Below are 17,675 nucleotides of genomic sequence, written 5' to 3'. Positions count from 1 at the left end.
AGCCGAAATGACACAGACAAGCTAAGTCGTGATTATTGGAGAAATCACTTTTAGCTTTTGCGCTCGTGTCTCAGGGTTTATACCAATTCTCGATGTAGATGCACTTAATACAGTGCAGCAAACAGGAACACCTGAAACCCAGGATAATCATTAAGTGCATTTTTAAAGAGAAAGGGTATGAGTAACTCATTGCTCAGGAGATAGTCATGTCTACGAAATCCGTTAGTCATCCCTTAAGCTTTCTTAGCTATTTAGATCTCATTTTGGACAACCAGATATTCCCCAGCTTGGAGAAATCCTTAACCCTAAGCCTGAATGATTACTACCGCTTCTGGCACGGAACTCCTCGTCGATTCGAGGGGGAGGATAATCAGGGAAGTTTCCAGGTTAGCGTTCCCCTAACGTTGGACAGCCAAACCCGGGGAATGGGGAATAGCCTTGAACTCGACAGTTCCCGCCAAACAGCATTACAGCCAGCTTTCTCCAACCGTTCCTTCTCTGATGGCAATTATCACCATAACTTCAGCCTCAACCTAGCTGGGTTGCTGAATGGTATAGCCGAGGCGGCGACAGCACAAAATTTCAGTACAGCCACCCTTAACCCGACTACTCAAGACCAATTGGTACTGTTAGAGACTCCACCGAATGTTACCAGTCAAACCACTACTCTTGACAATAGCCGTTTCAGTGGGGGTGTTGAGAGTAGCGACGAACCGTTGACGTTCCAGAATACCTTAACCCGTGAACAGGCGAGTGTGCCTATTGTCGAAAGTAATAGCAGTGTGATTGAGAGTGTAGCCAGTACAACCGAATCCATGGCTCTGACTCTGGAAGCAGAAGATGACAACCCCCAGGTTGACTCTAGTGTTACAACCACGTCTGAGGATTTGACTGTATCTGTTGATGCTACAGATACCGCAGAAATTCGGGGGACTCAGTGGGAGGACAAGAATGACAATGGGGTGCAAGATGCCGATGAACCGGGTTTAGCGGGTTGGACGGTTTTCCTCGATGAAAACTTCAACGGTAAGCTTGACCCAGGGGAAACCTCAACCACCACTGACGCCGATGGCAATTACACATTCACAAACCTAGCACCAGACACTTACACAGTAGCGACAGTGCTGCAACCTGATTGGAAGCTCACCTTTCCGACTAATCCTAATCCTAATCCCAATCCTGGGATGCAAAGTGTTCTGATTCCGGTTACAGACCGACGTGACCTGATTTTCGACCCACAGCGCGACTTACTTTATATTACAACCAGTGATGGAGATTTGCAGCGCTATGATATTGACACACAAACCTTATTGAACCCCTTTAATGTCGGCAACTCGTTAAATGGAGGGGATATTACCCCAGACGGTAATGCTTTGTATATTGCCGAAGACCAGCGGGGGGCGACACAAGGCTTTGTTCGCAAGGTGAGTTTGAGTGATGGGACTGTTACTAACCTGACATACGATTTAGATTTCGGTGAAGGGGGGGCTTGGGACGTTAATATTGCCTTGAATGGGAAAGGCTTTTTGACCACAGACTATGAAGGCTCAGGCTGGACTCCATTCCGAGAGCTTGACCTAACCACGGATACCCTGTCAATACGGACAGACGTGGGTGGCTCTATTCGTGGAGAGGTAAGGCAAAACACCAGTATTAATCGCAGTGCGGATCGCAGCTTCTTGTTCATGACAGAATCTAATAGCTCCGCCGGTCCTATATTTACCTACGATGGGGTTACCGATACATTTCCCAAAAGGGCAAGAACGGATACTTCTCTGAGCAGCGCTTTATCTGCTGTAAACCGGGATGGCTCTCTGATTGCCCTAGAATTAAACAACGGCATTTCTATCTTTGACCAAAACCTCAATGCGATCGAGAATCTAGGCAATGTAGATGGTGGCATGGCATTTGACCCAGTCAGCGACATCCTCTATGCTGCCAACTCGACGACAGATGAAATCATTGCCTTTAATACAGACACTTGGGATGAAATTTATCGCATTGACATTGGAGAAGATATTGGCAGTGGTTTCTCTAATTCCTCCAGACCTCTGGGTAATGGGGTAATGACGGTGAGTGATAACGGACAACACCTATTCATGTCCACTCCTGATGGGGTGCGGATGTTAGAGCTGAGACGTTCGGGTACACAAGTCGTTGATTTGAGTGCCGGAGAAATTGCGGAGGATGTCAACTTTGCTGCATCTCAGGAATTGACAGAAATTCGCGGGGTTAAGTGGGATGATAAGAATGGTAATGGGGTGAAAGATGCGGGTGAACCCGGTTTAGCAGGTTGGACAATTTTTCTGGATCAAAATTCTAACGGTCAACTCGATAGTGGGGAAACTTCGACAACCACTGATGCTAATGGTAATTACGCTTTTACCAGTTTAACACCAGGGCGTTATCAGGTGGCTGAGGTGATCCAATCGGGCTGGACACAGACATTTCCGCAAAGCTTGTTTGTTAGCAGCGATAATACCTTATTTGAATACACGTTTGATGGTACTCAACTTCAATCCATCAGTATTCCCAGTGGTTCAAGTTCTAGCACAAGCACAGAAGATGTCAGGGATCTGATCTTAGACCAGAATGGTGATATCCAGTTTTACAATGGCACATTTGATCCGTTTTTGAGTACTTATGATCCAACCACTAGCACTTGGAGTCATCATACTTATCCAGGTTGGAGTACAGTCAATAACATAAGTTATGGTGGCATCGCTAGCTATCAAAACTATGTTTATGTCACCGATATGTCTACGTTTGGTGATGGGGGAGCCGATCAAGCCAATGGAATTGTTCGTTTCAATATCAATGACTATTCCGGTCAACGATTGGCGGAAAACTTTGCTGATAATGGTGAGTTTATTGACCTCACTATCGGCTTAGACGGTCTATTGTATGGGCTTGAAGATTATGGCGATATCTCGGTCTATGATCCACTGACTCTTGATTTGCTGAGGACGCTTGACCTAGGTCATACCAGCGACCGGGCGATTGCCGTTAACGCGGCGGGTGAGATTTTTTCAGCTAGTTGGGATGGGAATATTTATCACTTTGATGCCAATGGCATCCGGCAAAAAAGTATTAGTAGTGGTGCCAATGATCTGACAGATATTGATATCTCATCCACGGGCAAATTATTGGTAGGTTCACGATCTGGAGACATTATTCTGACAGATGAGTCTCTGGATAGCGTTAGTTCCTTTAATGTGGGCAGCGATACAACCTTTGTCGCGTTCAATCCCCAAGCCACTCATGTCGTACCCCTGAGAACGGGTCAAATTGTTGAGGCTATCAACTTTGCGGCTAATGCGATACCTGTACTCAACACCAATGAAGGACTAACCTTGGATGAGGCAGGAACGGCAACGATTACCAGTAGCTTATTGCAAGTCACCGACACCGACAACACGGCAACAGAACTAACCTACACGCTGACTCAGGCATCAATCAACAGTATCCTCTCCTTAAACGGTAATTCGCTGAGTGTTGGTCAGACGTTTACCCAGGATGATATCAACAATAACCGCCTCAGCTATCAGCATAATGGCGGCGAGACAACCAGCGATCGCTTTAGTTTTACGGTGGCGGATGGGGCTGGCAATACTCTTAACGGTAATAGCTTCAATATTACAGTCAACCCCGTTAACGATGCCCCTGTGGTGACGATTAATCAGGGCGGATTCCTGCGCCAAGGTCGAACGATTACCATTGCCCAAAATTCATTACGCACTGCAGACCCCGATAATTTGCCCTCTGAACTGATGTACAGCCTCAGTAGTTTGCCCAGTAATGGTACGCTAATGTTAAATGAGGTTGCCCTGACTTTAACGGATACCTTTACCCAGGATGATATTAACCAGGGTCGCCTGAACTATCAGCATGATGGTAGCAGCGCCACCAGCGACAGTTTCGATTTCACGGTTACCGATGGTGTGGCTTCCGTTAACGACAGCTTGACGTTGAACATTACCCTTGACACGGGAGTTCCCAGTATTGTCAGGGATATTGTTCCGGGTTCGGGTGATTCATCTCCCACTCATCTGACTAATGTCAATGGCACGCTGTACTTCAGTGCCAACGATGGATTCAACGGCACTGAACTGTGGAAGAGTAATGGTACAGCCCTAGGGACTGAATTGGTTAAAGACATCAGACCTGGTTCGTTCTCTTCAGGGGTTGCCAATTTGACCAATGCCAATGGCATGTTGTACTTCACAGCTAATGATGGTGTCAACGGGACTGAATTGTGGACGAGTGACGGTACTGTGGATGGCACGATGCTGGTTAAAGACATCCGGGTGAACCGCCGTAGTTCTTCTCCGGCTCATCTGACTGATGTTGATGGCACGCTGTACTTCACGGCGAATGATGGCGTTAACGGTAATGAATTATGGCACAGTGACGGTACAGCCAATGGTACAGTCCTGGTTAAGGATATCAACACAGGAAACAGTAGCTCTTCTCCTGCCAATCTGATTAATGTTAATGGCACATTGTACTTCACAGCTGATGATGGCGTTAACGGCACTGAATTATGGCACAGTGATGGTACAGTCGATGGTACGGTGCTGGTGAAAGACCTTTACCCAGGGGCTGGTGGTTCGTTCCTCGACAATTTTACTGAGGTTAATGACACGCTGTATTTCACCGCTTATAATCCAAACTATGGGATTGAGTTGTGGAAGAGTGATGGGACAGCAGTCGGAACCCTACTGGTGAAAGATATCTATGCGGGAGCGGGCAGTTCCTCGCCACAAAATCTTACCCCTGTTGATGATACGCTCTACTTCACTGCCTTTGATGGATTGACCGGTTATCAGTTGTGGAAGAGTGATGGCACGGCAGATGGAACCATGCTGGTTACAACTATTAATCCAGGTTCTGGCATTTCATCGCCGCAAAATCTTACGGCTGTCAATGACACACTCTATTTCACTGTCAATGATGCCGCGAATAACACGGAGTTATGGAAGAGTGACGGGACAATCCAGGGAACTGGACGGATTAAAGAGTTTGGGGACAGTGAGAGTGCCAGCGTTGCTAATCTAATCAATATTGATGGCACACTCTACTTTACGGCTGATGACGGGGTGAGTGGGACTGAGCTTTGGATCAGTGATGGCACGGCTTCAGGAACCGATCCAGTCAGGGATATTTACTTAGGCGCTGGTGGTTCTTCCCCTGCCAATCTCACTGACGTTGAGGGTACACTCTACTTCACGGCTAACGACGGCGTGAATGGAACTGAATTGTGGGTTTTCTAGGACAAGATTGATGGGATTGAGCTGAAGTTAGACGAGAGTTCAAAAATTTTGGCAACGGAAATAACCTTTCCGTTGTCTGGTGGGGCGCATCGCTATGGGGGCGCATCGCTATGCGCCCCTACAATCTTTCACCTGCTGAAAGCCACAATAGAGACGAATACCTCTATATTCCTCTGGCTGATGAGCTATTGTCTCAATCCTCACTGCGATCGCCCCCAGAACCCGGATGGGATGCGGTTTTGCCGACGTTGTGGTTCTAAGCTGTTGCTGCGAGAACGTTATCGCAGTCTGCGACTGATTGGACAAGGGGGGTTTGGCAAAACGTTTTTAGCGGTGGATGAGGATAAACCCTCGAAACCCCAATGTGTGATTAAGCAGTTTTTTCCTCTCTATCAGGGGACAAGTGATGTCCGGAAAGCGACAGAATTATTTGAACGAGAAGCCGTGCGTCTGGATGAGTTAGGGAAACATCCCCAGATTCCGGAATTGCTGGCTCATTTTACCCAGGATAATCGCCAATATTTAGTTCAAGAATTTATTGATGGGCAAAATTTAGCCCAAATCCTGGCAAAGGATGGGGTATTTAACGAACAGCAGATTCGGGAGATGCTGCGAGATTTGCTAGCTATCCTTGAGTTTATCCACTCCCGTTCTGTGATTCATCGCGATATTAAGCCAGAAAATATTATTCGTCGCAGGCATATTTATACAGGAGAAACCGAGGACAACGGAGAAAGTGTGATCAAGGGAAATTTGGTATTAGTTGATTTTGGTGCGGCTAAACATGCCATTGGTACGACAAAAACAGGAACGACTGTGGGGACACCAGACTATATTGCCCCAGAACAAGCTAAAGGAAAAGCCATTTTTGCCAGCGATTTGTATAGTTTAGGTGTTAGTTGTATTCATTTACTAACGCAAATATATCCTGAACAATTGTTTGATACAGGCGAGGATACCTGGGTATGGCGGCGTTACTTAAAAACGAACTCGATTAGTGATGAATTAGGCTATATTTTAGATAAACTCCTGAAACGAGCCACCAATCACCGTTATCAATCTGTCGCTGAAGTTCTGCGGGATTTAAATCAACTCCCCTCGATTTCCCTAACTCAATATCCTACCCCATCGCTATCGCCTCAATCAATTAGCCTGTCAAGATTTCAGGGAACAGGAAAGCAAAGCGCGATCGCATCAACTCCGGCGCATCCCCTCATCCTCCAGCCTCCCTCTCATCCTCCCTTAACTAACTGGCAAGTGGTGCAAACTCTCAATGGACATTGGGGTTCGGTAGAAGCAGTGGCGATTAGTCCCGATGGCTTAATTCTTGCTAGTGGTAGTGCAGACGCTACGGCTATGTTATGGCAGTTACCAGCAGGACGAGAGTATCATACTCTAAATGGTCATCTTGAACGAGTCTGTGCTATCGCCTTCACTGCTGATAGTCAATATTTAGCTACAGGAAGTTATGACCAAACCATCAAACTTTGGCAGGTAGAGAATGGACAACTTATTTTAACCCTCACGGGTCATCGGAAATGGATTAGTTCCCTCGCCATTAGTCCCGATGGAGAGATAGTAGCCAGTGGTAGCAATGATGGCACGATTAAGTTATGGCATATCCAACAGGGTAGGGAATTACAAACGCTTACAGGACATACCTCCTATATTAATGATGTTGCCATCAGTCCCGATGGAGAAATCCTTGCCAGTGTTAGTGGGGATGGAACGGTGAAATTATGGCAAATCAGTACAGGGGAGGAACAGGATAGTTTTGGTCATAGCCAGTTACGTTTCGGCTTTTTCTATTCTGTTGCCTTTAGCCCCGATGGGCAACTCCTCGCCACCGGAAAAAGCGATGGCACAATTACATTATGGCAGTTAGAGACAAGACGGGAACTCGGTACTCTTAGGGGTCATACTCAACGAGTACGGACATTAGCCTTTAGTCCCGATGGATACACGTTAGCCAGTGGTAGTATGGATAAAACGATTAAGATCTGGCAACTGTATGATAGGCAAACTCTTGCTACTTTGAATGGGCATACTTGGGAAGTTTATGGTGTTGCCTTCAGCCCCGATGGTGAGACACTTGTGAGTGGCAGTATGGATAAGACGATTAAAATTTGGTGTTGTGATTAACATAAAAAGTACAGAGGGTTATTCAACTAATGACAGTTTCTCTATACTTTCTATAATCAAGAGTTGCTGGGAGCGAGATAAGGGGGAGCATCCCATTTTGGCAAATAGGCGGGAAGGGTAGATTTTTAATTCGCGTGGCACATCTCTACATGAACACTCATAACCCAATCAACTCGCTTCTCGCACCTGATCCGTATAATCTTTGGGACGCATTTGACGAAATACTTGCAACGCCGCTTGCCGTAAACTGAGGGGGAAATAAGATAAAATAACTCCCAATTGCGCTTTCCGAGAACTGCCAATGATCTCCGCCACATCTTGCAACATTTGGCGTCCCTGAACCGTATCCCCATTTTCAATTAACCGTAATCCCAAAGCTTCTTTTGTCCATGCCAATTTTTGTATCCGTAGCTTTTCTAATTCTTGATCGGGAAATCGATAACTATCAATACAAAAAACCTTCGCCTTCAAAAAATGCAAATTCTGTCTTAAACTCGTCTGTCCCCCGTGAAACCGATACTCCATCAAATATTCTGGCAAAAAATACCCCTGCTTTCCCGCGATCGCTAATCGTACCAGTAAATCAAAATCCTCGCAGCCATCGGCTTCCGGGCGCATATAATCCACATCCTGCAAACAGGCGCGACGAAACAATGTCGAACCCACCTGCAAACTCTGATATTGAAACGTTTGCCGTATTAAATCAGGAATTATACCGGGCTTCAGCTTATCCTTTCCCCATTTCGCCGCATTCTCTTTCGTCGCCGACTCCACACGATTGCCGTTTTTATCAATAACCCAGTGATTCGTACAGACAAAATCAACACGGGGTTCCGCCTCTAATACTGCCACTGTTTTTTCTAAGAACTCCGGCGTTAGGGCATCATCATCATCAAATTTGATAAAATAGTTTCCCTGTGCCGCATCAAATCCAGAGCGCATATTTTTACTGCGTCCTATATTCTTAGTATGGCGAATATAGCGAATGCGGGAATCATCCCACTCACGGACAACCGTAGGCGTCTCATCGGTTGAGCCATCGTCGCAAATAATTAACTCAAAATCTTTATAAGTTTGATTCAGAACACTATTAACTGACTCAACCAGATAGTTGGCACGATTGTAAGTAGGAATACAAACACTAACATTAGACATAATATACTTAATTCAATATGTGGATAGTTAAATTAAATTTTTGGTTTTTCATGACAAATAACAATCACTTGATAGTCACTTGAAGTTTGATGGCAAACTGACTTAACACATCTTTCAAATAACTTAGATGTCAGCTCCCAAGATTTGGCAACTTGGGGACTTTTGAGAGAAATTAAAAAAACAAGCACAGTTCTCCTTCAATAACTATTCAAAACTACAGAGTTACTCGTAAAGATATGGACTACACAAACATTTACACCTCGGCAACAGTTGCTAGCTAAAAACACGTTTTTTTGCCTGATTTAAACGTTTATTAAGTAGCGTTTCGTCCAACAATCCCCGTTTGGTTCCAAAAAAGCTAGAACAGTGGAGTTTAGGACGAACATCCGCCGCTTTAAACTGACCATATTCTTCAATCATCGATAGTTTCAATCCGGTTTCACTCGTTCGAGTCGTTCGTCATAAGGAATCACACAAACTGGAATGTCAGGACTGACATTCACCTCGATGCTGTTGAGTAAGGCAACGAGTTGGTGATAAACTGCATCATTAGCTAGGGTATAAATACCAAAGGATGACATAGAGAAAAATCCTCACTGTAGCAGTTTTCCAATAGCTTAACCTATTTTTTGGAAGATTGGTTGATGTCGAATACACTTGGAAGTAGTCCAGGCAGTGCTAGGAACCGATCTGAGTCGATACTGGTATAGTTGGACACTAATTCCTGATCAAACGATGAACTCTGATCGCATTCCCCATAGTCAACCCTACCCCTCCTTTGTCCCCAAGGTATCCGTCGTGGCTCTCCCGTACATGGTGTGATAAATTTTACTTATTTGTGTGGCGATTGGCTTGATTTGAGGAAAACCTAGCTTTTAAGCTGGATTAGTTGGGTTTCCTTTGTCAACCCAACCTACAAGCATTACACCGTGGGACTTTAGCTTAATTCATAAGACTTTATTATCACTCTAAGTACGGGAGAGCCGTGCCTTGCAACCTTCCTCCTTCCCTTCTGCCCTCTGCCCTCTGCCCTCTGCCCGTTTCCACTGTCAAAACTTGCGGCGGGGTGGAATCGGGCGGATACAAAAAATCAAATTGCACCAATCTTTGACTCGATGGGGGCATTTTTAGCGTCACTAACGGTTCCCCTGCTTGTCCTCGTTGTTGAACTAAATGCCAATATCCTGTGCGCGGCACTCCCGCATCATCGTTATAGCGTAGTCGCACTGTTCCTCGGAAAAAGACTTGGTTAGCTGGAGGTTCTAGAAACCGTAATCCGTCCTGAATTTCCTCTTGTTTCAGAGGCGTTTGTAGGGATAGTGTCACCGTTTGTGTGTCCCTGGTCGGATTCACCAAGGGTAAGGTTAAGCTATATTGCACGCCATAGTTTCCATGGGCAAAATAAGCCGTATCGGGATAACGTACCAGCATCCTCGCACTCTGACTTTGATCAGTTCCTAAACGTCCACCGGGTAAGGTACTCAATCCGTAAGAAAAGACGTCTCCCGGTTCCGGAATCGTCAAAACTTGGGAGGTGGGACTATCCGTTAACTGAGTTTGCCACTGTGATCCTTGAGCCACACCTGCAACCCGACCATAGATAATATTACCCGTGGTCGAGTCTGGTGGAGTAGGGGCGCGATCGCGGGGTTTAGCTAATTCCCCTGTATCCAATAGCTGCTGCCATTCTACCAGGGTGGGGGCGCGTTCATTTCCCGCCTCATCGGTGGGTGCATAACGGGCGAGACTGGCTAGATAAACCTGTCCATCACTGCGTAACCGCATTAACGTGGAACGCCCATTAATCGGGGGTTCCAAGGATTTCACGGGAATCGGTAAATTAAGTAACAGGCGGCTTTGTTGAGGCGGAATCACCACTTGCGGTGGAAAGTCGGCTTGGCGATAGCCTCTCAAAATATCATTCATTACCCGACTACCGGGACCGGCATACACTGTACCTTGGGGATTCTTAACCTGAGACGGTAACTGGATAAACGGTGCATCGGGTTGACTTAAATAACTAGCCGCTTGCAAAATATCAACTGTGACCGATTCTTCACCCGGATTATGTACCAGTAGTCCCAAATATAGCGTCCGTAAATCATCCGGTGTTGGCGCTTTAGCAACATGATGGGCAAAGATATCAAAGCGCCCCTGAAAGGGAAAGTTTAAGTGGGCGCTAGGAGAGGCTTTGTTGTTTCCTGAAAATGTCGAGAGTAAAATTCCCTCAGTTTGCACAAGTTCCGGACTATTGCTATTGAAAACAGGAACCTGATCCAGTTGTCCCGGTAACGGACGTACCTCTTGCGGTTGTACAATCTCCACTGGGGGTGGGGGGGTTGGCGTAGCTTGGGCGAGGGGGAAAATGGGCAGAAACGCGAACATTAGCGAGATAAAGGTTTAAGATTTAGGGAATCGGGAACAGGGAACAAAGAAACTAAGTATACTTCATTATTCTGATAACCGCAAAATAACAGAGTATCGCAATGGGCGATCGCAAATCCAGATCTTCACCGAGAGTGCAAAAGCCATTCATGACTATCAAAAGTGCAGCAGCTACAATCCGCCAATCCTGGTGCTGGTGGTTAATTGGGGGTTTGGGTATGTTGAGTGCGATCGCCTCTTCTCCTGATCCCGCCCTCGCTCAGATTACACCAGATGACACATTGGGGGTAGAACGTTCCATTGTTACTCCCTTTGGACAGATTGATGTCATTGAAGGCGGTGCTGTCCGAGGGATTAATCTCTTCCACAGTTTCCAGGACTTTAATATCGATGCTGACCGAGGAGCCTATTTTTTTAGTCCGGCTAATATCCAAAATATCTTAACACGAGTAACTGACCAAAATCCGTCTTATATTCTGGGTACGCTGGGAACCTTTGGCAACTCTACTCCTAATTTATTTTTAATCAACCCCAATGGCATTATCTTTGGATCTAATGCCAAGCTAGATGTGGGGGGTTCATTTGTCGCAACAACAGCGAATGGGATTGGTTGGGATAATCAGGGGCAATTTAGTGCCTCGGAACCGGAAACAAGTCGGTTACTCACTATCAATCCGGATGTTCTCTTTTTTAACCAACTCTCGAATTCAGCCGAAATTGTTAACCGTTCCACTGGCACCGATCCTGTCCTGGAAGGATTTGTGAATGGATCGCTATTTGAACAGGGACTTCAGGTTCTAGATGGCAAAAGTTTATTGTTAATTGGTGGTAATGTCAGGTTAGAAGCAGGGGGTCGATTAAGTGCGTTGGGAGGTCGGATTGAGTTAGGCGGTTTAGCTACACCCGGAGAAGTTGACTTGCAAGTTGATGGGGATCTTCTAAGTCTGAATTTTACGCCTGATAGTTCGTTATCCGATGTTAGTTTAACCGATGCTGCCCGTGTGAGTGTGCGGGGTATCGGTGGCGGAGATATTATTGTTAATGCCAATACCTTTAGCACAACAAATGAGGGTCGGTTAGTCGCAGGTACAGAAGGGATGGAAGATGCCGGAGATATTATCATTAATGCTAACGCGAGTGTTGACTTAAGCGGTTCAGGAAGTGGCATTTTCAATCAAGTTATTCAGGGTGCTTCGGGAAATGGGGGAGATATTTTGATCAATACACAATTGTTCTCTGCAACCGCTGAAGCCTTCGTATTTGCCAGCACCCAGTCTAATACATCGGGAAATTCAGGTCAGGTTGTCGTTAACAGTGATTATGTAACTCTTTCATCCGGTGCAGTTATTGGTTCAGCAGTTTTGGGTTCAGGAGATGCTGGCGATGTCGGTATTATTGCTAGTCAAACAGTGGAGTTGACGGAAGCTGATATTATCGCTATAGCTGGCAATTCAGCTATTGGCAATGCCGGAATAATTGAAGTCAAAACGGGCAATTTAACCTTAGCTCAAAATAGTGAAATTAGTAGTGCTAATTTTGGCATTTTGGGCAATGCTGGAACGATTGAAATTAATGTAAACGAAAATGCGACTTTTGCGGAAAATAGTGATCTCGCCAGTCATGGCTTTAACGGTATAGGTGATGGAGGAAATATAACAATACAAGCCCAGGGCGATGTCCGTTTTTCTAGTGGCAGTGATATTTGGGCAAATACCTTACTCGGAGATGCGGGTCATGTTACAATAAAAGCCAATAATCAAATAGTATTTTCTGGTAATAGTGATGTTTTAGCCAGTTCTTTCGGTCAAGGTAATGGTGGTGATATTAAAATTATCGGTCAGTCACTTTCCTTACTCGACGAGTCTGATTTGATTACTAGCTCATTAGGTATAATAGACAGCAATTCACGCCTTATCCTAGGAGTAAGTAGTGGCAGCATTGCTGTGCAAACATCTGAATTTGTCAATCTAGATAACGACAGTAGCTTAATGGCTAGTAGTGGTAATACATTTGACATTAGTAACAGACTCGAATTAACACCAGTCGATTAATTGTCCGAGATGGGGGAAAAGTGTTAGCTTCAACGATTGGCGAAGGTCAAGGGGGAACCTTAGACATTAATGCGTCTGAATCTGTGGAGGTGATTGGTACTCTTCCTATCGATAGTACTATTTTTGCTGGATTTTTACCCAGCCAGATTAGTACAGAAACATTGGGAACAGGAACCGCCGGAACAATAACGATTGATACCGATAAATTAGTTGTCCGCGATGGTGCAGAAGTCTCGGTGCGAACGGCGGGTGAGGGTCAAGGGGGACGTTTGAATATTAATGCATCTGCACTGGTAGATGTGAGGGGAACGGCGATTGATAATCCCCAATTAACAAGCAAAATTACCAGTGACACCAGTGGTGACCAAGATGCGGGTAATTTAAGTATACAGACGGGACAACTTATTGTAAGCGATCGCGCCCAGATTACCGCCAGCAGTCGCCAAGGAACCGGAAAAGCTGGAGATATCGAAATTGAAGCCAATTCGATTCAACTGAACCAGCAAGGAGAACTGATTACTCAAACGGAATCCGGAGATGGGGGTAATATTCGCCTACAGGTTGATGACTTATTACTTCTACGTCGAAATAGTACAATTTCCACCACCGCCGGACAAGCTGGCGCAGGTGGCGACGGCGGAAATATTACCATTGAGGCGGGTTTCGTCACAGGTATTCCTACCGAAAATAGTGATATTACCGCGAATGCCTTTGAGGGACAAGGAGGGAGAATTGATATCACCACTCAGCGTATCTTTGGGTTAGAATTTCGGGATAATCTTACACCCTTGAGTGATATTACCGCCAGTTCTGAATTTGGCATCAACGGTGAGTTTAATCTGGAATTGTTAACATCAATTGACCCCAATCAAGGCTTAATTGAGTTACCCACTGGGTTAGTGGATGCCGAAAAGTTAATTGACCGTTCCTGTCAAGCTGGAGGTGCAGCATTAGCCAGTAGTTTCACGATAACAGGTCGCGGCGGTATCCCAGCGAGTCCCTTGGATTTTCTCAGTGGTGATGTAATGGTCAGTAATTGGGTAACTCTAGATGCTGATACTCCAGATGAACTCAATCAAGAACCCGTTACATCTACTCCTATCCAGCCCCAACGGATTATAGAAGCACAAGGATGGGTAAAAATGCCCGATGGGACGATAATTCTCACCGCTCAAGCCCCCACAGCCACACTATCCACTATGCCAGAAATAAATACCTGTAAAATGGGTAAAATGGTAGAAGAATAGACACAATATAGTGACACCTCAACCAAATCTATCCTCAGCCCAAATTAAGATATGTAGGGGCGACCCGCTGCACTAATAAAAAATTCCAATCCACTCAATTGACTCGGGTCGCCCTTCCTCAAATATTGACCGATTTGTTTATGTGTAAAATTGAGGTAAAGCCTTGCTTTCATTATTTAGGATTTTATTCTATAATGAAGCAGGTTTCACTATTCTCGAAAAAATTATAGCTTATCTCTCTAGTTAATGAAAAATTCCATGCAAGCCAGACCATTTTTAAAATGGGCAGGTGGGAAAAGCCAACTCATTAAAGAAATTGATGAAATTTTGCCTGAAGAGTTAACTCAGGGAAAAATAAATCGATATATTGAACCCTTTGTCGGTGGCGGATCTGTATTTTTTTATATTGCCCAGTTGGGCGAAATTGAAGAATTTTTGATTTTTGATATTAATCCTGAACTCATTCTAGCGTATAAGACGATCCAGAAAAATGTGGAAGACTTGATTGAACTTCTGTTAAAGCTTCAAGACAAATATTTATCTTTCGATGCCGAAAAACGAAAGCAATATTTCTATCAAATCCGCTCTCAATTCAATCTACAGCGTCAACAAATAGACTTCCAGACTTATCACCCAGACTGGGTTGAGAGAACCGCTCACCTAATTTTTCTCAACCGCACCTGTTTTAATGGATTGTTCCGAGTCAATTCCCAAGGAGAATTTAATGTTCCAATCGGTCGATATAAGAAGCCCAAAATTTGTCATCCAGATAACCTGATAGCGGTGGCTCAAATTCTGCAAAATACTCAGATTCATTATGGAGATTTCACAGAATCTGAAGCGTTTGTGGATAATCGATCTTTGGTTTATTTCGATCCTCCCTACAGACCTCTAAGCAAAACCGCTAATTTTACGTCTTATGCTCAAGAAATATTTGATGATTCGTCACAATTAAGATTACGAGATTTTTTTCGAGTCTTGGATCACAAGGGTGCTAAGTTGATTTTGAGTAACTCTGACCCCAAAAATGAAAACTTAGAGGATAATTTTTTTGACGTTGCTTATGCAGAGTATCATATAAAACGAGTAAAGGCACAACGCACTATTAATAGTAAAGCAACTAGGCGAGGACAGATTAATGAATTGTTAATCAAGAATTATTAAATGTAGCGGTGTGGCACACCTAATTTGTTAGATTAGCATTGTAGGGGCGCAAATCTAGGGCTAAAGCCCTTACTACAAGCCGATTCTATGCAACGATTTGAGTTGTGTCAGTCCATAAGCCTTCAACAATATCGAGTTTTTTTAAGTACACCTGAAACATTTTCGTATGTTCAAAATACGTTTACATATTTGATAAATTAAAGTCAAGCATCTTGAGCAATTAAACAGAAATAATGTCGTTACTTAGCTAACTTAGCTTTAACTTGAGAAAAATCCTAGTAGAATCTAGAATATAAGGTAGAAGTACAATTGTTGTCCAGTAATGGGGGTGCTGAAACATGAACACCCGCGCAATCACCCAACTTTCTCTCATTGTCCTGAGTCTGACTACGGCGATCGCGCCAGCTCATTCGAGTCGTCAAACCTTCCCGACTCAACCTAGGGTGGCTCAGTCTGAAGCCTATCTGTTGGCTCAATCAGGAGGAGGCGTTAATCTTGACGCATTACCGAGTGTCTTTCATTTTTTTCGAGACATTTCCGATGACCAAAAGTATCTGATTTTGGAAAAAAGAGGCAACCTAGTGGTTGGTTATGGCTATAAGTATCAAACTGACTTGAATCTTTGCTTTCGAGGCACAGCAAACGGTAGATCCGTCACCAATGCTGATTCAGCAACACCACTTGCTTCTTTGCGTGAATCGTGGGAATTTACAGAGAACATCAACGTTAATCTAAACAACTACCAAAAAGTGCCTTTAGAAAACATTCAATCCGACATTGATTTTCAACAAAGGCTTTATGAATGCAGAAGACTCTTAGCCGCAGCACCCCCCTCCGCTGTTAACGCTTGGACAGATTTTTTCTTCTATCGCCTTTACCCTCAAATGCAAGGGGAGAAACTTCAACCCTCACAAACTCAATTACAGCAAGAATGGGTCGCGATTCGTCGTGCGATCGCGGATAAAATTAGGTGGACGCCAAGAGACTGTGAGCAACCGCCTGAGTCGGATGGATATGATGTGGTTAATTATAGTCCGAATCAGGTGGCTGATGCGGTTTTCTATGCCCGTCATCCTGAACTTAATGGACGAAAAATTCGTCCGGGGGAAACGAATCTAGCTAGGGAATGGAATGCGATTCAGAACCGTCTTCCTGAGTTTGTCTGCTATAATCCCTGAAGAATTTTTATTAGGGAACTTTACTTCCAGCTAACTCTGTAATTACCTGCTCCAACCCAGCAACAACTCGCGCTAATCGTTCATAGTCCACTTTATCGGGCGTATCTTCGTCGGTATGATAATAAGGATAGCGAAAGGGTGCCGTATCTGTTACCATTACACCCGGATACCCCTGCTGCCAAAATGCCCAGTGGTCTGACCAACCCACACCCGGAATTAGATTAGGTAACGCCGCACCTTCAGAGGGAAATTTAGCATGACGGCGGAAGGAGTCAACGACGTTGTGAACGAGTTTTCTTGACCCTAAATTGCCAACAAACCCGATAAAATTTCCTTGTAAGGGATAAATCCGGTCTAGGGGAAACGGATAGCGCTGAGAACCAATCTTATCGGAATAATACCCCATGGTTTCCAAACTCAGCATCGCCACAATATTCTCATTGCGATCGCGGCATTGTTTGGCATAGACTAAACTTCCCATATTATCGGTTTGAAAAAAGGGCGGTTCCTCATTCACAAACTCCACAAAGCGCAGCGTTCTAGCCGACTTTTTTCCCGCAAATAAACGCGCTAATTCCAAGGTTGCGGCTGCGCCCGTACCGTTATCATTCGCCGCCGGACTGGTATAGACTGAATCGTAGTGACCGCCAACGACAACGATTTCCTGGGGTTTTTCAGTGCCAAGAATTTCGACTTCAAGATTGTAATACGTTTGATTATCAATCTCGTATCCCTGTCGCTTGACTTTATAGTCCGATTCTGATAGATGCTGTTCCAAAAAATTAGTCGTCGCGATTAAACCGTCATAGTACAAATAGTTGCGCCGTCCAATTTCCCCCGCCAATTTTTCCACATCTTGCTGAAGCGCATTTTGCAAGGCGATTTCTTTCTGAGTCAGGGGTGGGAGTTCACCGTTATAACTTTCTCCAGGCATTCGGATCATTACAGACCATGCGCCAAGTAGGACGATTACAAGGATTAGACTCAGTATAGCGAGTCGGATGGCTCCGGAGCGATTCAGGAGGGGAATTTTCCACGACGGTTTGCTTAATAGTGGAGTCATTTGTCAGGGAACAGGGA

At 44.8% G+C, this 17,675-nt stretch carries 10 protein-coding genes and 1 pseudogene; 6 read left to right on the top strand and 5 right to left on the bottom strand.

All coding sequences use genetic code 11. From position 1 onward, the window contains the following. The first annotated feature begins 206 nt into the window (after positions 1-206). Positions 207-5,273, top strand: coding sequence for an ELWxxDGT repeat protein (locus RIE73_RS24265; RefSeq protein WP_446403623.1), 5,067 nt, complete (start codon positions 207-209; stop codon positions 5,271-5,273). 48 nt (positions 5,274-5,321) lie between these two features. Next, positions 5,322-7,415 carry a protein kinase domain-containing protein gene (locus RIE73_RS24260; protein WP_446403622.1) on the top strand — a complete coding sequence of 698 codons (2,094 nt, stop codon included), beginning with the start codon at positions 5,322-5,324 and terminating at the stop codon, positions 7,413-7,415. A gap of 168 nt (positions 7,416-7,583) precedes the next feature. Here RIE73_RS24260 and RIE73_RS24255 read toward each other — a convergent pair whose 3' ends face one another. The 4 genes and pseudogenes from RIE73_RS24255 to RIE73_RS24240 form a co-directional block, all read right to left on the bottom strand. Further along, entirely contained in the window at positions 7,584-8,570 is a 987-nt protein-coding gene (locus RIE73_RS24255) for a glycosyltransferase family 2 protein (protein ID WP_446403621.1), read from the bottom strand. Between the two features lie 273 nt (positions 8,571-8,843). After that, positions 8,844-9,002, bottom strand: coding sequence for a hypothetical protein (locus tag RIE73_RS24250; RefSeq protein WP_446403620.1), 159 nt, complete (start codon positions 9,000-9,002; stop codon positions 8,844-8,846). Continuing rightward, a pseudogene (locus RIE73_RS24245) lies at positions 9,002-9,151 on the bottom strand (Npun_R2821/Npun_R2822 family protein); the annotation flags it as partial. The gene RIE73_RS24250 and the pseudogene RIE73_RS24245, both read right to left, overlap by 1 nt. A 382-nt stretch (positions 9,152-9,533) precedes the next feature. Further along, complete coding sequence (locus RIE73_RS24240) at positions 9,534-10,955, bottom strand: DUF3370 domain-containing protein (protein ID WP_446403619.1); 1,422 nt, start codon at positions 10,953-10,955, stop codon at positions 9,534-9,536. A gap of 149 nt (positions 10,956-11,104) precedes the next feature. Between RIE73_RS24240 and RIE73_RS24235 the strand changes: the two genes are divergently transcribed. The 4 genes from RIE73_RS24235 (at position 11,105) to RIE73_RS24220 (ending at position 16,595) form a co-directional block, all read left to right on the top strand. Further along, positions 11,105-13,006: a two-partner secretion domain-containing protein gene (locus RIE73_RS24235; RefSeq protein WP_446403618.1), complete on the top strand. Its 1,902-nt coding sequence runs from the start codon at positions 11,105-11,107 to the stop codon at positions 13,004-13,006. Positions 13,007-13,026: 20 nt separating this feature from the next. Next, positions 13,027-14,253: a hypothetical protein gene (locus RIE73_RS24230; protein ID WP_446403617.1), complete on the top strand. Its 1,227-nt coding sequence runs from the start codon at positions 13,027-13,029 to the stop codon at positions 14,251-14,253. 258 nt (positions 14,254-14,511) lie between these two features. Next, positions 14,512-15,417, top strand: coding sequence for a DNA adenine methylase (locus RIE73_RS24225; RefSeq protein WP_446403616.1), 906 nt, complete (start codon positions 14,512-14,514; stop codon positions 15,415-15,417). A 338-nt stretch (positions 15,418-15,755) separates the two neighbouring features. Beyond that, positions 15,756-16,595 carry a hypothetical protein gene (locus RIE73_RS24220; RefSeq protein WP_446403615.1) on the top strand — a complete coding sequence of 280 codons (840 nt, stop codon included), beginning with the start codon at positions 15,756-15,758 and terminating at the stop codon, positions 16,593-16,595. Between the two features lie 10 nt (positions 16,596-16,605). On the opposite strand, the gene RIE73_RS24215 is transcribed toward RIE73_RS24220, so the two are convergent. Beyond that, entirely contained in the window at positions 16,606-17,658 is a 1,053-nt protein-coding gene (locus RIE73_RS24215) for a M28 family peptidase (RefSeq protein WP_446403614.1), read from the bottom strand. Positions 17,659-17,675 lie beyond the last annotated feature (17 nt).

The organism is Coleofasciculus sp. C1-SOL-03 (assembly GCF_040220555.1).
In the GTDB taxonomy this organism is placed as follows: Bacteria; Cyanobacteriota; Cyanobacteriia; order Cyanobacteriales; family Coleofasciculaceae; genus Coleofasciculus.
Note: the sequence above shows the minus strand (reverse complement) of the source record. Positions and strands in the feature narration are given on the sequence as shown.